General features: G+C 50.8%; 19 protein-coding genes. 7 read left to right on the top strand and 12 right to left on the bottom strand.

Annotation, left to right across the window (positions count from 1 at the left end; genetic code table 11):
- Positions 1-97 precede the first annotated feature (97 nt).
- Positions 98-1,219, top strand: coding sequence for a glycosyltransferase family 4 protein (locus HNR65_RS15930; protein ID WP_181552517.1), 1,122 nt, complete (start codon positions 98-100; stop codon positions 1,217-1,219).
- A gap of 46 nt (positions 1,220-1,265) precedes the next feature.
- Here the strand turns inward: HNR65_RS15930 and HNR65_RS15925 are convergent, their stop codons facing one another.
- The 8 genes from HNR65_RS15925 to HNR65_RS15890 form a co-directional block, all read right to left on the bottom strand.
- Entirely contained in the window at positions 1,266-2,840 is a 1,575-nt protein-coding gene (locus tag HNR65_RS15925; RefSeq protein ID WP_181552516.1) for an Ig domain-containing protein, read from the bottom strand.
- A gap of 239 nt (positions 2,841-3,079) precedes the next feature.
- Entirely contained in the window at positions 3,080-4,168 is a 1,089-nt protein-coding gene (locus HNR65_RS15920; RefSeq protein WP_181552515.1) for a GNAT family N-acetyltransferase, read from the bottom strand.
- Positions 4,169-4,219: 51 nt separating this feature from the next.
- Positions 4,220-4,471, bottom strand: a complete 252-nt coding sequence (locus HNR65_RS15915) for a CIA30 family protein (RefSeq protein WP_181552514.1) — start codon at positions 4,469-4,471, stop codon at positions 4,220-4,222.
- A 50-nt stretch (positions 4,472-4,521) separates the two neighbouring features.
- Complete coding sequence (locus HNR65_RS15910; RefSeq protein ID WP_181552513.1) at positions 4,522-4,956, bottom strand: type II toxin-antitoxin system VapC family toxin; 435 nt, start codon at positions 4,954-4,956, stop codon at positions 4,522-4,524.
- Positions 4,943-5,185 carry a type II toxin-antitoxin system Phd/YefM family antitoxin gene (locus HNR65_RS15905; RefSeq protein WP_181552512.1) on the bottom strand — a complete coding sequence of 81 codons (243 nt, stop codon included), beginning with the start codon at positions 5,183-5,185 and terminating at the stop codon, positions 4,943-4,945. Before HNR65_RS15905 ends, HNR65_RS15910 begins: the two co-directional genes overlap by 14 nt.
- 216 nt (positions 5,186-5,401) lie before the next feature.
- A complete protein-coding gene (locus HNR65_RS15900; RefSeq protein WP_181552511.1) occupies positions 5,402-6,292 on the bottom strand; it encodes a CIA30 family protein in 891 nt (296 codons plus the stop codon).
- A gap of 132 nt (positions 6,293-6,424) precedes the next feature.
- On the bottom strand, positions 6,425-6,616 hold the full coding sequence (locus HNR65_RS15895) for a hypothetical protein (RefSeq protein WP_181552510.1): 192 nt from the start codon (positions 6,614-6,616) through the stop codon (positions 6,425-6,427).
- A gap of 134 nt (positions 6,617-6,750) precedes the next feature.
- Positions 6,751-7,380, bottom strand: a complete 630-nt coding sequence (locus HNR65_RS15890; protein WP_181552509.1) for a PEP-CTERM sorting domain-containing protein — start codon at positions 7,378-7,380, stop codon at positions 6,751-6,753.
- Positions 7,381-7,930: 550 nt separating this feature from the next.
- Here HNR65_RS15890 and HNR65_RS15885 point away from each other — a divergent pair.
- Complete coding sequence (locus tag HNR65_RS15885; RefSeq protein WP_232364804.1) at positions 7,931-8,779, top strand: choice-of-anchor L family PEP-CTERM protein; 849 nt, start codon at positions 7,931-7,933, stop codon at positions 8,777-8,779.
- Between the two features lie 373 nt (positions 8,780-9,152).
- Here HNR65_RS15885 and HNR65_RS15880 read toward each other — a convergent pair whose 3' ends face one another.
- Both HNR65_RS15880 and HNR65_RS15875 read right to left on the bottom strand, forming a co-directional pair.
- Positions 9,153-10,178, bottom strand: a complete 1,026-nt coding sequence (locus HNR65_RS15880; RefSeq protein WP_181552508.1) for an ExeA family protein — start codon at positions 10,176-10,178, stop codon at positions 9,153-9,155.
- 161 nt (positions 10,179-10,339) lie between these two features.
- Positions 10,340-11,425, bottom strand: a complete 1,086-nt coding sequence (locus HNR65_RS15875; RefSeq protein ID WP_181552507.1) for a hypothetical protein — start codon at positions 11,423-11,425, stop codon at positions 10,340-10,342.
- 468 nt (positions 11,426-11,893) lie between these two features.
- Here HNR65_RS15875 and HNR65_RS15870 point away from each other — a divergent pair, with 468 nt between their 5' ends.
- The 5 genes from HNR65_RS15870 (at position 11,894) to HNR65_RS15850 (ending at position 17,636) form a co-directional block, all read left to right on the top strand.
- Entirely contained in the window at positions 11,894-12,514 is a 621-nt protein-coding gene (locus tag HNR65_RS15870; RefSeq protein ID WP_181552506.1) for a TetR/AcrR family transcriptional regulator, read from the top strand.
- A 64-nt stretch (positions 12,515-12,578) separates the two neighbouring features.
- Positions 12,579-14,678 carry a molybdopterin-containing oxidoreductase family protein gene (locus tag HNR65_RS15865; protein WP_181552505.1) on the top strand — a complete coding sequence of 700 codons (2,100 nt, stop codon included), beginning with the start codon at positions 12,579-12,581 and terminating at the stop codon, positions 14,676-14,678.
- A 60-nt stretch (positions 14,679-14,738) separates the two neighbouring features.
- Positions 14,739-15,650, top strand: coding sequence for a 3-hydroxyacyl-CoA dehydrogenase (locus HNR65_RS15860; RefSeq protein ID WP_181552504.1), 912 nt, complete (start codon positions 14,739-14,741; stop codon positions 15,648-15,650).
- Between the two features lie 18 nt (positions 15,651-15,668).
- Positions 15,669-16,994: a DUF362 domain-containing protein gene (locus HNR65_RS15855; protein WP_181552503.1), complete on the top strand. Its 1,326-nt coding sequence runs from the start codon at positions 15,669-15,671 to the stop codon at positions 16,992-16,994.
- A gap of 24 nt (positions 16,995-17,018) precedes the next feature.
- Positions 17,019-17,636, top strand: coding sequence for a hypothetical protein (locus HNR65_RS15850; RefSeq protein ID WP_181552502.1), 618 nt, complete (start codon positions 17,019-17,021; stop codon positions 17,634-17,636).
- A gap of 19 nt (positions 17,637-17,655) precedes the next feature.
- Here HNR65_RS15850 and HNR65_RS15845 read toward each other — a convergent pair whose 3' ends face one another.
- Positions 17,656-18,162 (bottom strand): peptidylprolyl isomerase, encoded by a 507-nt coding sequence (locus tag HNR65_RS15845; RefSeq protein ID WP_181552501.1) that lies wholly within the window; start codon positions 18,160-18,162, stop codon positions 17,656-17,658.
- Between the two features lie 131 nt (positions 18,163-18,293).
- A complete protein-coding gene (locus HNR65_RS15840; protein WP_181552500.1) occupies positions 18,294-19,907 on the bottom strand; it encodes a sensor histidine kinase in 1,614 nt (537 codons plus the stop codon).
- Positions 19,908-19,914 lie beyond the last annotated feature (7 nt).

Genomic DNA, 19,914 nt, shown 5'->3' with positions numbered 1-19,914 from the left:
TATAATCTGCTTATCCTGAGTCAAATTGGAAGCCCTCTCCAGGGTCGGCCGGGGTTATGCACAGAAATTTGAAGCAAGTTTTTCAGGAAGCCCTAATATGGTAAAAGTGTGCCATTTTATTTCCGGCGATCTATGGGCCGGCGCCGAAGTCATGGCTTTTAGCCTGCTTAAAGAATTGCAGGAATTCAGCGAAATCGATGTTGCCGCTATAGTTTTTAATGAAGGCCGTCTGGCCCTGGAACTGCGTAATGCAGATGTGCCGATTTTTGTTGTTGACGAACATAGTACTTCCTTTTATGCACTCGTTTTTCAAATCAGATCCTTGGTACAGAAATTATCACCTGATGTCATCCACTCGCACCGCTACAAGGAAAATATCCTGGCTTTTTTGGCCAGGGGATTTCGGAGAAAGCCCCGCCTGATTGCCACGCAGCACGGAATGCCCGAGGGGGGCAGCAAGCGGTTGCTGTCCAAGGGACGTTTTGTGTCAGGATTAAATAAATTCCTGCTCGCCAAACATTTTGACAGCCTGGTAGTTGTGTCAGATGATATGCGGCAGACCTATATTCAGGAACTCGGTTTTAATCCGCAAAAAGTCCATACCATACACAACGGCATAGAACTGCCGGCCAGGGCGAAGCACCACAATACAGAATCCGGCATCACAGTGGGATCGGCTGGGCGGTTTTTCCCGGTAAAGGACTATCCTTTGATGGTTGAGATCGCACGTACAATAAAGGAAAAGGGATATCCGGTTGCCTTTGAACTTGCCGGAGACGGCCCGCAGCGGGATATAATTGGAGAACGGATCAGTTCTTACGGGCTTGATGATGCGTTTTTGTTAAAAGGCCATGTTGAAGATATGGCTGATTTTTATGCCGGGATCGACGTGTTTTTGAATACCTCGGTTCATGAAGGGATTCCCATGAGCATACTGGAGGCCATGTCTTACGGTTTGCCGGTGGTGGCTCCAAAGGTCGGCGGTATCATGGAGATTATTACCGACGAGGTGGATGGTTTTCTTATCAAAGACAGGAATCCGATGGCTTTTGCGGAAAAAATAATCTTTCTTGAAGATAATCCTGAAATTTTGAACAAGATGGGTCGGGCCGCTATGGTAAAGGTGGAGGAAGAGTACTCAGCCGGGGCAATGGCTGAAAAATATCTTAATCTTTATTTTAAGGCGCACCTTGCCGGCAGTCCAAAAAAGAGGAAATGACTGGGAAGCTCGGTGCGCCTTTAGTGCGTTAACGCAGGGTACAATCCTATCGACTGCTGACTTGTATTTCCAAATCAGGCGACGGAAGAGGCTCCTCCTCAGAGAGGGTTGCAGTCTCTTGTCCTTGAATTTGATGGCCCCTGGTTCCAACATATTCTGAATATTCTTCAGTCAGTTGACCGTCGGAGTCAATAATGTTATCTGCATCCGTACCTTCCAGGTTACTGTCGTAAGTTACACAATCTCTTTCAAGTTCGTTCTTCTCGAAAATGAAAACATTATTGGTGAGAGTAAATGGACCTTGATCGCATGGGCTGAATCTGAACAGCGCTCCATGTCCCCTTACCGTATTCCGATACACGTTGTGGTATATGTTGGGTCCGTGGCTACTACTTTGACTGTTTAACATAAGGTCAGTTCTATTATTACCGGCTGGATCACAATTAAAATAATTGAAACAAAGATCCATATATTCAACATTGAAGAAATTGTTCACCGATGAATCAAAAATCCCGCTGCTCTCATCTCCCATTTGAACATCGTTGCCTCTAACGGTAAGATAATCAAGTCTGGATTTTAATGCAAAAGCCATTGTTACACCTATGCCCGAAGGGCCATCTGCGGGCTTTGACTTCGGCGTATGGATATAGTTATTTTCAATTAACAATTTTTTGTCCTGATAAAGACTGCCGATGGCGGCGGCTCCATACCAATTTTTAAATTCATTATCCTGAATCACGTTATAATATGTAGCACCGCCCGCTGATGTAAATATAAAGCCATAGTTTCTGTTTGTGCTGTCAGGGGGAACAAGGCCGTCAAAAACACATCTTCGAATAGTATAGTAATTTGGTGCTCCGTATAAGGTGAATGCATATCCAATAGTGTTTTTAATAATTATACCGTCAAAATATATGGTCTCGCCCATCGGGTTGATTCGATAAGCTTTCCCGGCATTATCGCTTCCCTGCAAAACAACGTCCTCTCCCGGGTAATTCAACCAATTTGTAGGGTTATCATCAATCCTCAGAATATGGTCGCTGCTTGAATTATGATCCACCATTTCATAGGTGCCTGCCCGAAAATAGACTATATCGCTTTGCTGCCCTGTATCGAGGGTGTCCGTGAGAAAGTTGGTCATTGAGTTATAAGGATTGTTCAGGGAACCATCGCCATTGGCAGCAGCAGAATTGTCCACAAACAGAAACCCTTTGGTAGTCACCTCTATAGACCAATCCGCCGTCACAGTGCTTCCTTCACTATCTGTAACAGAAAGAGTTATGGGTCCGGCATCCGATTGCGGATTATCCCATGTGATCTCGCCGGTATTTTCATCAATAGACATGCCCACGGGTTTGTTGGACAATTCATAGGTGTAGGGGTAAACACCGCCTATCGCGGCTGCGCGAATGTTGTATTCAATGCCGGGATATGCCCTGAAAATCCTGTTGGTTTCAGGAATGGCAGGTTCCCCTGTGCCTGCGGGCTTAATGTTGGTAATTTCAAGGGGAAAATTCGCCTCCGTAGCTCCAAAGGAAAAGCCGGAAAATACGAACAGCAGCAAAATACCGGTAAGGCTTACAAGTTTTATTAAATGTAGCGTGTGATGTTTGATGGTCATTTCTGTGAAACCTCCTTAGTGTTATCTTTTTTAACCTCTTGTCAGCAGGCCGGGAAATCAGGCGCTTTCATTGGCTTGCAAATTAAATGCCGAAAAAGCAAATATTCTGAAAGGTCCTTATTTGGGGACACAGCAAAGAGAGACGAAAAAATTCGTATGGATAGAGTGTTAACAGAAATATACATGTGTGTGGTATTTTAACCAGGTACGCCGCATCATAGGACAGCTATGCTTGTGGATTACCGCAAAACAATTTTACCAGCGTTTTTCCCCAGGTTTGCCAGTGCAAGCGCCCTGGAAACCGGACGCTTGTTCCAGAGCTGGAGTTTCAGGGTCCTGCGGCCCGTGTTTGCCCAGTGAAATTTGTAGTCCTCGTGGCCTTTTAGAAAGTCGTAGGTTATATATCCCGCTTCAGCGGCGTTTTTGACACACATTCCCACCAGCAGGTTTCCCAGGCTGAGCCTGGGGTTAAACTCTCTGTCAACAGCCATCTGGTACATGTAAAGGCTTTTTTTGTACCGCAGATGCAATAGCCCTGCCGCAATTTTCCCGTCTGCTTCAAGTATGTCAAGCTGCACCGGCGGGTTCTCACCGCAAAGCGCACTATATTTGTTCAGAATTTTTTGGGGCCCCTGGCCGGGCCAGGGGCTTTTTTGGTTGTAAAAATCAAAAAAAGCAGAAAGATGGTCTGCTGCCGGCTTTCCTTCAAATGTCAGGTGTGCTGCCTTGTGGTCCCGGTATAAGACCCGCAGGTCCTGCCGAAATTTTTTTTTCCGCCATTTTGAAAGTTCTGCAAAATACGTGTCAAAGTCGGGGGTGATTTCGGCTGCGGGGCAAAATGCCGAAGGTGCGGTTTTAAAATACTGGCCCTGCTGTTGGATGCAGTTGATGAAATGGAGCAGAAACAATGACCCGGCGAAAATATCGGTCAGCGACAGCGTGTCCCATTTGGGTGCGGCCGGGCCTGTCAGGTACTGGTAGCAAGCCTCTGCAACGGTTTTTTCCCTGCCCTTTTTCATTATTACATCCAGATAGTCCGAGCCTGCCTGGGGGGCGCCGAGAAATTTGATCTCGTTGTAGCAAAGAGGCCCTGCTTTTTTTCGTGTAAGGTAAAAAGGGGCTGCGGCAACCAGGCTTTGCTTTTCATAAAAAGCAAGGATGTAAAGACGCTGGTTGGATGACAGGAAACACTCCTCCCAGGCCCTGAGCCATTCATAAGTAAGAAAAAAAGAGGGGGCGGCAGAGCTGGCAAGAAGGGTGTTCCACCCGGATTCGAGTTTCTGCCAGTTCTCTGTGGTTGTTATGGGAGCAATCTGAATCTGTGTCATCCGGGCAAGCCTCTGTTGATACCTGTATCGTGTTTTCCTGTGTGGGTCAATTTATTGCAGCCGGATATCGTCGATGTAGAGGGTCAGGGGCTCGGGCTGCCTGGCCACGAAAAACATGATGCTGCTGATCTGCTCCATGTTCATTTTGCGGGTTTTCGGGGCGTTTTCAATTTCTTCCAGGGGAATTTTTATTGTTTTCCATTTACCCGGGGGCAGGTCAAATGAGCTGTTGTAGCGGTCCGTGTATTGCTGGTTTTCTGATTGGGCGTGTTTGCGGTCTTCGATCCGGAGATGGAGTTTCACCTGTTTTTCCCCATTACTCGTCGTATGGTTCTGCAGGCTTTGTTGGGAATTCAAATCAAGGAGCTTTCCAAGCCTAACAGGACGGCGGCTTCATGCATGGTACGATCACAGGTAATTAATTGGGCATGGAAGCTCCAGCAGCACGCAATATGCAGTGCGTCCAGGGACCTGAGTGCGGTTTTTCTGGCTGACAGCCATTTCTCCGCCTGCTGATAATGTGTTGCAATCAATGACTTGACCAGGTAAAGGCCTGAATGGATATCCTGGTTAAACGTGTTTTCAATTAGCGCTGCCTGCGGTTCTGCGATTTCTTTCATACGCACCCAGCGTGCGATCGCAGATGCCATTTCCACCCGGGTGAGGTCGCTTAGCAAAACCGGGGGCTGTATTCCATTTAACAGGGTCTGAATGGATTCACTCGCCTTTTCTTCCCTATAGAACGGGAGAAGGGCACTTGTGTCCAAATAAATATTATCCCCGCTCATCCCGTATATCCCGGATTAAAGATGCGCTGCTTTGTTTCATAGGGGGCAGTTTGCTGCGGAACAAAGTTCGATCCGGAAACCGGAGCGCTTCTTTATGATCGTTTTCAACCTGCATCATACGGGCGACCGGTTTTCCCCGCCTCAGGAGGATTATTTCTTCGCCGGCATTGATTTCGTCCAGCAGGCGGCTGATATTTCGACGAGCTTCTTTCACGTTGATTTTTTGCATGGTGTCCGTTCCTTTATTGTTCTTTCATTAAAGTACGCTTTCTGGGTGTACATGTCAAATCGGAATCTCATGCGAAGGCGGCCCGGTCGGGTAAAGGTGTTGCACTTTTTCAGGTTCGGCTCTGCGAGTTAACATTTGAATAAAATTGAAGTATTTGATCCGTATCATGATGCTGTAATGTCAATTCGGTATAGTGTTTTCCTGTTTGGGTCAAATTTATTGCAGTCGGATATCGTCGATGTAGAGGGTCAGGGGTTCGGGCTGCCTGGCCACGAAAAACATGATGCTGCTGATCTGCTCCATGTTCATTTTGCGGGTTTTCGGGGCGTTTTCAATTTCTTCCAGGGGAATTTTTATTGTTTTCCATTTACCCGGGGGCAGGTCAAATGAGCTGTTGTAGCGGTCCGTGTACTGCTGGTTTTCCGATCGGGCGTGCTTGCGGTCTTCGATGCGGACATGGAGTTTAACCGGTTTTTTGCCGGGATTGTAGAGCGCGGCGTGAATGCGGGAGTATCCCTTCCAGTTGCCGGGTATGTATGTAAGCGCGTGGGTGGAATATACCTGCGTGGTAAAACCCATGCGCAGGCTGTGGTCGCCCTGGAAGACGTACTTGTCTGATATTTCAAGCAGGCTGCGGCCGCCCCTGAAGCGGGTTTTTTCCATGGGAGTTTCAAAGTCGGCCAGCACCGGGAATCTGGCGATTGCCACGGCCCGGTCGGCGATGGAGATAAAAACCGGGTATACAAGCACTGCTGTGAGGACTATGGCAGCAAGATGCAGGGGGAGCAGTTTGACGGGAAAGTGGCGGTGGATAAATGAAAGATAAAGAAGGGTGCCGGCAAAATTGCCGGCCATGTCCCTTATGGCCGGATACCGGCCGGGGATCAATGTATGTGCGCCTTCTATTGCAAGGCTTGCGGCCAGGGTGGCAAGCAGGACAAGCAGGATCTGGGCGGCAGCCGGGCGGTTTTTAAAGCCGGGGCTAAACGAATAAAACAGGTAGCAGCCCAGAAAGAAAACCAGGATGTGGCCGGTTATCCAGATTTCTATCATCAGGCGGGTTCCTGCCGCCCCGGAGTGCCCGGATTCCTGGGCCGGGAGGAACATGCCGATGATTCCGGCGGTAAAAACCGCCAGGCTGACATATCTTATGATTTGTTTACCGTAAGCCAAGGCGTTTGTCTGATTTGTCCGGGTTGAGGTTTTTTTTTTATTTTATGTCATGGAATGGGTTGTTTTTCAACCGGAAGAAGCCTTTTGTCCGGCAAGGGCCCCATGCTGTATAAAAGAAAGGACTGCACCGTTGAGGCTGCTTACGCCTCGGAAGGTGGGATCGGTGAACGCAATGCTGGCCTGAAGAAAGACAAAATCAGATAATTCTGTCTCAGCCAGCGGCTGGTCTTCTTTGTGTGGAACAATATGTTGTGCCATTGAGTTCTGGCTTGCCGGAAAAGAAAGCGGAAATCATTCGCCTTGAATGCCAAACAGGGGATTATTTTAAAGAATTCCGGAAAACCGAAAAAGCTCCGGTTTTCCGGAATAAATCAGCTTTTTTTGAAGTTTGTTTAAAATTTTTTCCGCTTCCTGCCGTATGCTGCAATACCTGCAAGCCCGACCCCGACAAGAAGCATAATCGCCGGTTCCGGCACCCGCGCCGGAACCTTGTCACTTCCATCATCTTCAAAACCCATAAAGCGGGCTGCAAACCAGGGATCTCCTGCATTAAAGAAGGAATCCTCAGTCAGGCCTAAAAAACCTGTTCCGGATAAAGTGAACTGAAACACGCCGGTATCTCCTACCCCGATCCCATCATTCGGTGAACCCTGCCCCAGCCAGGTCGTGTTTGCAGAGGCGCCCAGATCGAAATCGGCATAGGGGGAAGCCTGAACTGGTCCCGCAAGCAGATCGAAATTTCCCAGAATGCTATCTTCCACAGAAAAACTTGCAACAGGAACAAAAAATGCAAATGCTGTTAAATAACCACCATTATCCGCGGGCGAGGTGTTGGTCAGTGATACATCTATGGTGGCGCTGGTGTTGCTTGCGGCCATAAACGAGAAGTCTCCCTCAAATGCACCCAAGCTTTCAATGCCGTCTTCTCCATAGATGGGAACGGCTGAAGCAAAGCCATAAGCCCCCAGCAACATAAGCACTACAGAAACAATAATTTTTAATGAATGTCCGGCGCGTTTCATGGCATTTCCCTATCCTCGCTTTATGTAGAAAGTTGTTCTTTTCAAGCCTGCCAGTGGCTCACATGCCCCTATTTTCCTGTTGCAAGTTTTACACCAATTTTTCAAAGTATTTCACATTATTTCTAAATCAGAACAACCATCTGTTAACAGAACAAATTTTGCAGGACCTCATAAATGGGATGGGCATGTCACCGAATTATTCAGATGACCTCATTGAGAACATTTCCTGAAAATCGGAAACCAAGTTCAGTTTCCCGGAATTTTTCCCCGAGCCAAAGAAGAAAAGATGGCTTTCTATAGATGTTTAACAGATGCCTGGCCTTAGATTGAACCAATTGAAATAGATAAAAATTTTCCCGACCCCTTGAATGGATTTGGCGCATATACGCAAATGAATGCCCCTGCTTTAGTATCGGGCATAATATTTGCTTAGGAAAGTATAGAATATTTTTCTTACATGGCAAGGGGGTGATACTGAAAGAAGAAAAAGGAGTTAACGAGGCAAAAAAGGAAGTTTCAGAAAAAACAACAAAAAAATGAAAGGAACCCTATGATGAAAAAATTATTATTTTTCCCAGTCTTTTTTTCGTTAGTTTTTTTGTCCACGAGCTCTTTTGCAATGAGTGTTACAGCCTTCGACTCGGCTACTAACCTGGCAAACAATCTTGTAGGCGAAGGCATTACAATCTCTAACCCAACTTATACGGGCGCTGAGGATGCTTCTGGTTATTTCAGTGGCGGGCTTGCCGCCGGCATCGGAATTGATAGCGGAATACTGTTGACAAGCGGTTTTGCATCAAATCTAGATGGGAATTCTAACACCAGCGGTTCTATAACCGGAGTTAATTATATGCCTGGCGACACCGATCTCAATAATCTGGTATCTCCCAATTCAACAAATGATGCCGCCATACTCGAGTTTGATTTTTCCTTGACTACAGGGAACTCCGCCTTTTTTAACTATGTATTTGGATCGGATGAATATAATGAATATGTAAATTCATCATTTAATGATGTTTTCGGCTTCTTTTTTGAGGGAGAAAATATTGCTTTGATCCCCGGAACGGATACACCAGTGGCCATAAACAATGTAAATAACGGCCTAAACTCCTCATATTATAATGATAATGCGGACACTCCGTATCCTTATAGTTTTGAATATGACGGTTTTACAGATGTATTGACAGCCTCGATTTCTAACCTGACCCCGGGAGACAGCTATCATTTAAAACTGGCAATCGCTGATACCTCGGACTCTATTTTGGATTCGGGGGTTTTTCTTCAGGGAGGTAGTTTCGGGGATACGCCGCCGAACCAGGTTCCCGAGCCTGCTACTGCAATTCTTCTTTTGACCGGATTGGCAGGTGTTGCAGGTTTCAGGAAGAAGTTTATGAGCTAATCCCGCAAAGCTACACAATCAAATCTTTAACAATGAAGCAGGGGGCCCCTGGAGGGACCCCTGCTTCATTGCAGGCGCTTGGCTTTTTCCTGTCCAAGATGTCTTTTTTTCATCCAATGAACAACTTGTAATTTGCTATACGTGCCGGTCAAACGAAAGCTTATATTTTCATATAGTGCGGTTCAGTTACAAACCCAACCGTCAGTACGGTGCACAGGTTACGAACAAGCCAAAGCTCACCCAGGCAAGCTTGAACACCTCGCTTTGAGCTTGGGTTGCTAACGCCTGGCTTTTCGGGGTATATACTGCAATCCAAAAGGCAGGTGAGGTGGGCCAAAAACACATGCCCCAAAAAGGGCCGTCGGCACAGCGCCTATCCAAGAAACCCCCGGAGCTGGTTTTGAATGGACTCAAACACCGTCTGGCCCTCCTGTCCGAAATAAAGCAGCAGGATCCAGACAATTAAGATGAAAATCAGAGGATAGGCCACCCAGTTGAAATTCAGGCGCCCGGTTTTGGCTGACACGGTCGGGGCAGTTGGGGCTGGATTGCCGGCCGGGTTGGGGGCATGGGGCAGATCCGCGGACCATGCAGTGCCTTTGATATCGAGTTCCTGGGCGCATTCCAGGACTATTTTTTTATTTATCTGATCGGCCGAACGAATAAATCCGGTCAGAAGCGCCCGGTCGGCGATAATATTGATCAGGCGGGGATATCCTGCAGAAAACCGGTATATTTCCTGAATTGCGGTTTTGGTGAAAATATGGCGGGTGCTGCCGGCCACCGCGAGGCGATGGCGGATGTATTTTTCCGTTTCCGCCGCCGACAGGGGATCAATGGTGTAATGGACCGTGATTCTCTGACGGATGGCCCGGTTTTCGGGCTTTAGCAGGATATCGCGCAACTCGAGCTGTCCGACCAGAAACACGTTGATGAGCTTTCTTCCCTTTTTTTCCAGATTTGAAAACAGACGCAGGTCATTTAGCAGTTCATCGCTGATTAACTGGCACTCATCAATGATGAGCACCACCCGCCGGCCCTGGTAGTAGCAGCGGTTTAAAAACGCGGTAAACTCCATGAGAAAAGCGCCCTTGGTTTCAAATTGCTTTGACATCCCAAAAGCGTTTGCAATGTAATTGAAAAAATCCATCCGCTCCATGTCCGGATCATGGATGGCAACAGCCAGGTCATTGTCATCGAGGTTTGCCAGCAATGCATTGACCACAGTGGTTTTGCCCACCCCGACATCACCGGTGAGCAGCAAAAAGCCCTTGCTTTCCAAAATGGCGTACCTGAGGGTGGCAAGGGCTTCGCGGTGTTTTTCCCCGAACCAGAGAAAATCCGGATCTGTATTGATATCAAACGGCTTTCTTGAAAGGGAATAATGTTGAAGATACATAATGACAAAAACTTCCTTTTTGTTTTATGCTGACAACACAACAACATCCATTTTCTGTTTATCCAATAATGGGCTTGTTTGCAAATTTTTCAACCTGTGCGCATCCACATTTTTCCTGACCGCCTCTATCTGCCAATGGAATTTACGCAACCCCCCGGACATCATTTACCCTGCCGGCGGGTTGCGACCTGCCTTTGCACAATATCACCCACAGCCGCGCATTCCAGGCCAAACGGCAAATAACCGGCATAACCGGGCAGCGGCATCTCAAACACCTCAAAGCCGTGGACAAAAGGAATGCTGTACTCCCAGCGGGCCAGACTGTAAAAATTCCACATTTCCCAGAAAAATCCACAAACCAGGGCGGCTGTGGCAAAGCAGACCAGCCGCTGCCACTGTCCCCGGGCAACGGGTGAAAACAGGTGGGGCCGGCCGGCAATGGCCTGGAAGCAGACAATGATGAGCAAGGGCGAAACCCATAACAGGGGAAACAGCCAGTTGGGGTAAGCCGGGAGCAAAAACAGACCGGCCGCCGCCGCTGTCAGCAAAGTTCCGGCTGCAAGTCCGGAATGCCGCGGGCGAAGCGGAATAAAATCAGCAAAGGCGTGCCGGAAAAAAGGATATGATGCAATCAGGTCCGCGGTGGACCAGACAGCAGGCAGGACAGTGGAAAAACAAATGGTGGCGTAAAAAATGTAGCCCGCCGGGCCGAACATGTCCACATCCACATAATACCAGTTTAGGACAAACCGGTTTAAATACTCAAAAAACCACCAGAACACAGCGCTTGCCAAAAACAGCAGCGCAAAAAAACGGGGCTGGGCCAGCATCCGGCATGCGCCGGTGCGTCTTTGGCAAAGCGCGTTCACGATTATGATGTATCCCAGCCAGAGAAGCGGAAAAGTATAAGGCTGCCAGGCGCCAAACCATGAAAACCGGGTCCAGGAAAAAATCCAGGCCACAGCGCCGACTGCAATCCCGGCATGGCCCCAGGCCGGAAACGCTTCCAGGGGCTGCGCTTTGGCATTGATCCGCCTGCCCTGCAAAAACACCCGCAAACCCCGGACAGCAAAAGGGGCCAGGCAGGCGGCAATCAACAGGGCAAGAACCCAGAACACGGGCCATGAAAACGGTGCATGATCAATCCGGCCGGGTTCTGGCGGAAAATCAAAATAAATCCACAGCGGCTCATCCACAAACATCCATGCCCCCAGCAGGGGCAGGCCCAAAAGCAGGCCGGCTGCCATGAACACTCCTGCCAGGCTGTATAAATCCGACTGCTTCAACATTGCCCGCACCACCTTGCCGTGACAATAAATGACTTGATATCCGAGCCGGCGCAACAATTTCCCCATGAAACGTATTATTTTACACAACAGACAATTATATCTCAAGGGGTTTGTCAACACGTGTCAGCGCCACCTCAAAGCTTCCAAGGCAGTCCAGGGGCGGGGTTGGTTTTTTCACTCCTGACAAACAGCGGACGCGGTAAAAAGCTTTTTGCGAAATCATCAATTTCTGAAACATTTTTATCTTGACAAAAATCTGAATAAAGGCTTAAAAAATGATTAATTAACTAACTGTTCAGTTAATTATTCTCAAGCCCCCCTCCAAAGGTTTTTCCCCCGTCCTCCGGGGCGGGGGAAAAACCTTATTCCGGATTCCGGGGCTGCATCCCATAAAATAAATCCTTTCAAAATAGCCAGGACTTGCCAATGCCTCCAAAACAGCCGGACACTGGCCGTCAGCGGCAGAATGCGGAAATCCGGAAGCCCGAGATCGTCAAAAGCTTCTACCAGACCATCCTGGAACAGGGGCTTGAAGGCGCCTCCATTGCCAAGGTGGCCGCCCGCATCCGGATACACCCCAGCCTGATTCTCCATTACTTTGGCAGCAAGGAAAGCCTGACCCTGGCGCTTGTGGATTATGTCATTGATGAATACGCCCGGCTTTTTCAAACAATCCGGCTGGGCGGCCTGGAGCCTGCCGCCCGCCTGGAAAAACTCATCGAAATTATCTGGAGCCGCCAGTATTATGAAAAAATCCATATTGCCAGTTCCTTTTCCATGATCGCGGTCAGCTTCAGAAACCCACGCATTCACGAAAAAATCCAGGGGCTCTACGCATCATTTCAACATTTTCTGGCAAAGGAAATCCAAAGGGCCTGCGATGCCGGGGCAATCGAAGCCCAGGATTCGGTGCGCGCGGCCAACCGGGTGATCACCCTGGTTGAAGGCGCCAGGCATTTCCGTCACTTTTTTGTCCACCACAACCGGGTGAAGCAGTACAACCACGACATGAAGGAAGCCACCAAAATGATGCTTAAAATGAAATAACCCTGGGCAATCTTGGCCCGTCTGCGGGCATTTTGATCCATTTTCACAGACAAGGAGCAAATCCATGGCAGCTGCACAGAGCGTAAAAACCATCTGCTTTGAATGCCATTCCCGCTGCGGAGTGGTGCTGAGCATTGAAGACGGCCGGCTCACCGGTGTCAAGGGCGACAAGGACCATCCCATCAGCCGGGGCTACATCTGCCCCAAGGGCGCAGCCGCCCCGGAAATCGTATATCACAAAGAACGCATCACCCGGCCCCTGGTGAAAAACAACGGCGGATTCGCCGAGACCTCCTGGGACAATGCCCTGTCGATTATCGCCGACAAAATGAGCAGCGCAAAGGAGCAGTTCGGCGCCGAGTCCGTAGTGTTCGGCTCGGGCACCACCCGGGGCATGGCCCCGTACCTCAACCGGTTTCTGACGCAGTTCGGGTCCCCGAATTTCATGGCCCCCTCGAACATGAGCGGCGGCCCCATTGTCATGGGCAGTTCGGCCACATGCGGCTTCGGCCTCACAGACCCGGATTATACCAACAGCCGGTGCATGATGCTGTGGGCCCATAACCCGGAGAACTCCTGGCCCGGGCTCTACATGAATGACATCCGCGACGGCCTGAAAAAAGGGGCCAAACTGATCGTGGTGGACCCGCGCGGCACCCGACTGGCCAAAAAGGCCGACCACTGGCTGCAAATCCGCCCTGGAACGGATGTGGCCCTGGCTTTGTGTTTCATGCAGGTCATCATTGAAAACCAGCTTTATGACAAGGATTTTGTGGAAAACTGGACAGACGGTTTCGAGGCCCTGCGCGCGCACGTGGCGGATTTCACCCCGGAAAAAACCGCAGCGATCACCTGGGTGGATGCCGGAAAAATCCGGGATGCGGCAGCGGCCTATGCCCAAAACGCGCCGGCCTCCCTGGGCCCGGGCATGGGAGGGGTATGCCAGGCCAATGATGCGTTTGACCTCACCCGCTCTTTGACCATTTTAGCGGCCATCACCGGCAACCTGGAAGTGGCCGGCGGCAACCTGCGGTGTCCGCCGCCCACCCACAAGCGGGCCTGCTACGGCGCAGACCATGACCCGTTTGTTAATCTGCCAAAGGAGCAGGCACGCAAGAAGCTGGGCACAGACCGGTTTCCCTTAATGAACTTCATCCCGATTCCCTCCCCGCCCCAGGCCGTGTGGCCGGCTATTGAAGAGGGCAACCCTTATCCGGTGAAGGTGGTGGGCCTGTTTGCCAACAATTCGGTGTGCGCCTATCCCAACTCTCAACGCGTGCGGCAGGTTTATGAAAAACTCGATTTTCTGTTTGCCGTGGATTATTTCCACACCCCCACCACGGCCCTGGCAGACGTGATCCTGCCGCCGGCCCACTGGGCCGAGCGCGATGATGTGGAAGATCTTTTAATGAAAAGCCATGTGTTTGCACAGCCCAAGGCCATGGAGCCGATCCCTGAATGCCGGGATGAAAAGCAGATGCTCATTGACCTGGCGGGCAAACTCGGCATGACTGATTTTTTCCAGAACATCGAGCAGATCCTCGACTACCGGCTGGCGCCCATGGGCACCACATACCGGGAGTTTAAGGAAAAACTGTGGCATTTTGACGGCTTTGAGTACAAAAGCTATGAAAGAAAGGGGAAATTCCGCACCCTCACGGGCAAGGTGGCCCTTAGCGCAGATTTTCTAAAGGACCTGGGCATCTCCCCGCTTCCGGTGTTCCGGGAACCGGATGAAAGCCCGGCCTCCCGCCCGGATCTGGCCGGTGACTTTCCCCTGGTGCTGACCACAGGCGGCCGCCTGCTGGTGTATTACCATTCCTCCCACAGAAACATCGCCTCTTTGAAAAAACGCGCCCCGGACCCGGAACTGCAGATCCATCCGGATACCGCCCGCGGCCTTGACATCGGGGACGGGGAATGGGTATATCTGATATCACCCCGGGGACAGGTGGAAATCCGGGCCCGGTACTTTGAGGACATGGACCCGCGGGTGGTCCATTCCCACCACGGGTTCTGGTACGGGGTCAAAGACGGATGGAAGCGCATCAATATCAACATGCTCACCAGCGACGAGCCCCTTTGCCCGGTCACCGGATCCGTACCCATCAAAGCCCTGATGTGCCGGGTGGAGAAAATGGCGAAAAACAATGAAAAACAATAAAACGCTTAAAGGCGCAACCCGGCCCTGATCGCCGGCAACATGAAAACCAGGGAGATCTTATTGAAACCAGAAGACATCAAAACCGTTTTAATTATCGGTTCGGGCACCATGGGCCAGCAAATCGGATTTCAGTGCGCTGCCCATGGATATGACGTGATCCTGCATGACATCAGCCAGGAAATGATGGATACTGCCTTAGACCGCATGGGCAAGCTGGCCCGGATCTTTGTCAAAACCCAGCGGCTGAGCCAGGATCAAGCCGATGCGGCCTTAGGCCGGATCCGCCCGGAACCCGATGCTGAAAAAGCCGGCAAACAAGCCGATCTGATCAGTGAATCCGTACCCGAGGACCCCGACCTCAAAGCCAAAGTGTTTGCCCGGTTCAATGAAATCTGCCCGGAACAAACAATATTTACCACCAACACCTCATCGCTTCTGCCCTCCATGGTTGCCCAAGCCACGGGCCGGCCCGACCGGTTTGCGGCATTTCACTTCCATGACATCCGCTACAACAACATTGTCGATGTCATGCCCCATCCGGACACATCCAAAGAGATCGTATCTGTTATCGAGGCCTTTGCGCGAAAAATCGGCACCATCCCTATTGTGTTGAAAAAAGAGAACAACGGGTATGTGTTTAATGCCATGTTAATGGAACTGCTCAAAAGCGCCCAGAGCCTGGCGGCCAATGAAGTGGCCGATCCCAAGGACGTGGATCGCGCCTGGATGGGCGTGATGGGAATGGAGATCGGGCCCTTTGGCATGATGGATTCCATTGGCATTGATACGGTATGGAAGGTTACCGATTACTGGGCAAAAGCCGACGGCGATCCCCAGGATATAAAAAACGCCGAATTTTTAAGACCCTACGTAAACGCCGGCCGACTGGGAGCCAAAACCGGAACAGGCTTTTATACTTATCCCAAACCCGCCTTTTCCAAACCCGGTTTTATCCAGGGAAAAAACGAATAACCAAAGGTGCAGCAAAAAATGAAAAAACACCGCGTATCCATTGTCAAATATGAAAAACCCTATGAATCGGTCAAAACCGTCATTGACATGTGCGGCGGCCTGGACCATCTGCCTTCCGGGGCAAAGGTTTTTATCAAACCCAATATCGTGTTCTGGACCAAGGTCTGCGATTTTCCCAAATGGGGGGTGATCACCACATCCCGGGTCATTGAGGATGTGGTCCGCGTGCTTGCCGAGCACGGCATCACCGATATTACCATCGGCGAAGGCATTGTGGCCGACCCCAAGGACAAGCAGACACCGGCCCATGCCTTTGAAACCCTGGGATACAAGAAACTCACGGAAAAATACGGGGTCAAAACCGTCAATGTCATGGACCGCCCTTTTGAAAAAGTGGACCTGGGCGACGGCATTGAGCTGAAATTTAACACTGATATTCTCAACAGCGATTTTGTGGTGGACATTCCGCCCTTAAAAACCCATAATCAGACCATGGTCAGTTTGGGCATCAAGAATCTCAAGGGCACCATTGACATTGCCTCACGGAAAAAATGCCACAATGCAGATCCGGAAAAAGACCTGCATTTCCACATTGCCCGGCTGGCAGACAAAATGCCGCCCATGCTCACTGTTATCGACGGCATTTACACCGTGGAGCGGGGCCCGGGTTTTGACGGCAAAATGCACAGAACCAACCTGCTGGCGGCGTCCGCCGATGTGTTATCAGCAGATTTAACCGGCACCCGCCTGCTGGGCCATGATCCCGCGCAGGTGCCGTATCTGAAACATGCGGCTGCCAACCGCGGCCGGCCCGCGGATTTGTCGGACGTGGAAATCATCGGGGAAAAAATCGAAGATGCGGCCGTTTATCACGAGTATGATTTTGACTATTGCAGTGAAAGCTCCCGGGAAATCCCGGTGCCTCTGGCAAAACAGGGGCTTGACGGCCTGTTTTACCGGAAATTCGACGACACCATGTGCACCTATTGCACGGCTTTAAACGGCCTGGTGCTCACGGCCATCCGCTATGCCTGGAAAGGCGAGCCCTGGGACAACGTGGAGGTGCTCACCGGCAAGGCCATGGAACCCTCCCCGGGCATGAAGGCCACGATCCTGCTGGGCCAGTGCATGTATAAGAAAAACAAGGATCACCCGGACATCCAGAAAATGATCGCGGTCAAGGGATGCCCGCCTGAGCCGAAAAAAGTGGTCGAGGCCCTGCATGAAGCCGGTATTGAGGCAGACCCCAACCTGTTTGCCCAGGCCGAATCCCTGCCCGGCTTCTTTATGGCCAGATACCAGGACCGGCCTGAATTTGAGGAAAGCTTTTTTCGGGTGGAATAAAAATACAGGGAAAAGGGCCATGTCATGAACAAAACAAGGACGCGCACCGCGCAACTGTTTTTTACAGCATGGCTGCTGCTATTGACGCTCTGTATTTTGACCCTTTGTGGGTTGCCCGGGCCGGTGCGGGCGCAGACACCTGCCGGCCCGGACAATTCCCCCCGGCTTTACCCGGATGCGCAATTTTTTGAAAAAATCGGTCCCGCGCCTGTTTTTGCACAAAACACCTTCGGCGGAAACAATACCCGGTTGCTCACCGAACACCGGCCTTCCCCGGACCGGGCATCATTTCGCACAATGACCGCCCATAAATACCTGGGATACAGCACCCTGGCCCTTACCGCCCTTGCAGCCGTGTCCAATTCATCCCATGAAATACACAGGGCGGCATCCTACGGGGCTGCCTGGCTTGCCGGGGCCACGTGCGCAACCGGCTTTGCCGGCTACGGCAATGTCATCAACCTCTCGGAAGGCATTTCCACCCATGACACCCATGCGGTTTTCGGAATCCTGGGAACAGCCGCCCTGGTGGCGACCCTGGTGATTGCCGAAGCCGACAATGATTCAGGCCACGGCGGAATTGGCGGGGCATCCGCCGCAGCCCTCGGCATTTCAGTGATAGCTGTAAAAATCGAGTGGTAAGCGGTTTGCAGCAAATCTTTCAGGAGGCTTCTGACACAACCGTTGCGCTGCGGATGATCACCGGCTCAACCGGCACGTCTGCATGCATCCCTTTTGATCCGGTTTTCACAGCCTTGATCTTGTTGACCACCGGATGGCCTTTGACTACCTTGCCGAATACGGTATATCCCCATCCCTGCGGGGTTTTGGCTGTGTGATTGAGAAATGTGTTATTCTTTACATTGATAAAAAACTGGGCCGTTGCACTGTGGGGATCTGATGTACGGGCCATGGCCAAGGTATAGGCCTCGTTTTTCAATCCATTGTCCGCCTCGCTGCCAATCGGGGCCCGGGTGGACTTTTCATTCATGTCCACATCCATGCCCCCGCCCTGGATCATAAACCCGTTAATCACCCGGTGAAACAGGGTCTGGTCATAGTGGCCGTCTTTGACATAGCCCAGAAAATTTTCCACGGTTTTCGGGGCGTTTTCCGCGTCCAGGGCAATTTCAATATCCCCCATGCTGGTTTCAAGCAAAACATTCATATTCGCAACTTCTCCTCTTATGTTATCGTGAAATAAATGGTTGATGCGCCTGTAAAAAGTGTTTTTTGCAGGCAGAGCCAAGTGGTTAAGTGATTAAGTGTTAAGTAATATCAAAAAAGTAAACAGCAAACTCACTGCCCGGCTGCCGCAGCCTCCGGGCCCGGGGCAGCCGACCAGTCAACCTGCACCCGGGTGCCGCCGCCAGGCCGGCTTTGGATCTGGAAACCGGCACCGCTGAGTTCGGCGCGCTCCCGCATGCCCTTCAAACCAAAGCCGCTTTGACCATAGCCGGATTCGGCTGCCTGCGGATCAAAACCCTTGCCGTCGTCCGCCACTTCAAACCTGAGACGATCGGCTTCCAGGCAAAAAATCACATTTACGCTGCTGGCATTGCTGTGTTTGTCAATATTGTGCAACGCCTCCTGGAGCAATCGGAATACGGGGACCTTTACCTCCTCGGGCACCTGGTCTTCGGCCACGGACAAATCGGTTTGAATGCGGATATCCGGATGCAGACGTTCAAAGTCCCGGCACACCACGCCGATGGTATGCAAAATCCCCTTTTCCAGCACCGGCGGCCGCAGATCCATGATAATCCGCCGCACTTCGTCAATTGCGGTTCTGGCCATGGGCATCAGCGTTTCAAGTTCCTTGAGATAACGCCGATCCACGCGCTGACCAAGGGTATCTGCAGCATTTTCCACGGTCAGCTTAATGGCGCTCAGGGTCTGGCCGATGCTGTCATGCAGATCCCGGGCAATGCGCCTGCGCTCTTTTTCCTCTGCATGGACCAGCTGCCCGGACAGATAACGCAGTTCCCGGTTGCTTTCCTCCAGTTCCCGGGTGCGCTCTGCGACACGGGTTTCAAGGGCGCGGGAATAACGCTCAAGCTCCTTCTGGCTCCGGGCGAGTTCCCGGAACATGCTTTGATAGGGCGACAGCAGACCCCTTGCCACGATTCCGCGATAAATCAGATAAGAGGATATGAGCTTTAACATATGCCCGATCTGATTGGCCGGCCCGTAGACGCTGACATATTGGGTAAAGGCGAGCTCAGAGGCCACGGTCACGGCCAGGGCCGCCATCAGAAATCCAAACATTACCGGATCCACATCCTTGCGCCGGCGATAAAGCGCCCCAGCAGCTGCAATAAGAATCCCGCATATGATGTATTCACTAATGACCTTAAAAGGGGTCAGTCCGGTCCCTTCAATATAACATTTTGGAAAAACAGGAAAAACAAAAATAGTTAAAAACAGGAGCAGGGAAATCCCGCCGTAAACGGCAAACGCCACCCGGTAATCTGCCTTGCGATGAAACAAAAACGGGAGCACCAGAAGAGATATGCTTTCCATGTAACGGGCCGCAATCCAGGTCTGGGTGGCATAATCGGACCCTTCAACGGCAATCACGCCCATGCCCTTGTAAGACAGCATGTGGAGCATGTCCAGGCCGCCCACAAACAAATAGGCAATGCCCAGTACAACCAGGTAGCGCTGACGGGAAAACGGCAGAGTATTCCAGGCAAACAGGAAAATGGAAAAAGACACCAGGATGGCAAAGGTTTCCACCACACTGTGAAACAACAGGTAGCTGTACCAACCGGTCACATAAATCACGGCCAGCACCAGAACGGCTGCACCCAGGGTGGCTACAAACGGTCTCCGGCCGGATTTCAAGGGTTGACATCGGCCCGGGGATGCATATTTTAACCAGGTAAATTCAGGCTGAAACATCTTAAACATAATGGAG

It is taken from the genome of Desulfosalsimonas propionicica (assembly GCF_013761005.1).
Lineage (GTDB): Bacteria > Desulfobacterota > Desulfobacteria > Desulfobacterales > Desulfosalsimonadaceae > Desulfosalsimonas > Desulfosalsimonas propionicica.
This window is presented reverse-complemented; position numbering and strand designations above follow the sequence as displayed.

Bases quoted from the DNA above. Each gene is read 5' to 3' on its own strand.
- HNR65_RS15930 (WP_181552517.1), top strand. From the start codon at position 98: ATGGTAAAAGTGTGCCATTTTATTTCCGGCGATCTATGGGCCGGCGCC.
- HNR65_RS15925 (WP_181552516.1), bottom strand. From the start codon at position 2,840: ATGACCATCAAACATCACACGCTACATTTAATAAAACTTGTAAGCCTT.
- HNR65_RS15920 (WP_181552515.1), bottom strand. From the start codon at position 4,168: ATGACACAGATTCAGATTGCTCCCATAACAACCACAGAGAACTGGCAG.
- HNR65_RS15910 (WP_181552513.1), bottom strand. From the start codon at position 4,956: ATGAGCGGGGATAATATTTATTTGGACACAAGTGCCCTTCTCCCGTTC.
- HNR65_RS15905 (WP_181552512.1), bottom strand. From the start codon at position 5,185: ATGCAAAAAATCAACGTGAAAGAAGCTCGTCGAAATATCAGCCGCCTG.
- HNR65_RS15900 (WP_181552511.1), bottom strand. From the start codon at position 6,292: ATGTTCCTCCCGGCCCAGGAATCCGGGCACTCCGGGGCGGCAGGAACC.
- HNR65_RS15895 (WP_181552510.1), bottom strand. From the start codon at position 6,616: ATGGCACAACATATTGTTCCACACAAAGAAGACCAGCCGCTGGCTGAG.
- HNR65_RS15890 (WP_181552509.1), bottom strand. From the start codon at position 7,380: ATGAAACGCGCCGGACATTCATTAAAAATTATTGTTTCTGTAGTGCTT.
- HNR65_RS15885 (WP_232364804.1), top strand. From the start codon at position 7,931: ATGATGAAAAAATTATTATTTTTCCCAGTCTTTTTTTCGTTAGTTTTT.
- HNR65_RS15880 (WP_181552508.1), bottom strand. From the start codon at position 10,178: ATGTATCTTCAACATTATTCCCTTTCAAGAAAGCCGTTTGATATCAAT.
- HNR65_RS15875 (WP_181552507.1), bottom strand. From the start codon at position 11,425: ATGGCAGCCGGCCTGCTTTTGGGCCTGCCCCTGCTGGGGGCATGGATG.
- HNR65_RS15870 (WP_181552506.1), top strand. From the start codon at position 11,894: ATGCCTCCAAAACAGCCGGACACTGGCCGTCAGCGGCAGAATGCGGAA.
- HNR65_RS15865 (WP_181552505.1), top strand. From the start codon at position 12,579: ATGGCAGCTGCACAGAGCGTAAAAACCATCTGCTTTGAATGCCATTCC.
- HNR65_RS15855 (WP_181552503.1), top strand. From the start codon at position 15,669: ATGAAAAAACACCGCGTATCCATTGTCAAATATGAAAAACCCTATGAA.
- HNR65_RS15850 (WP_181552502.1), top strand. From the start codon at position 17,019: ATGAACAAAACAAGGACGCGCACCGCGCAACTGTTTTTTACAGCATGG.
- HNR65_RS15845 (WP_181552501.1), bottom strand. From the start codon at position 18,162: ATGAATGTTTTGCTTGAAACCAGCATGGGGGATATTGAAATTGCCCTG.
- HNR65_RS15840 (WP_181552500.1), bottom strand. From the start codon at position 19,907: ATGTTTAAGATGTTTCAGCCTGAATTTACCTGGTTAAAATATGCATCC.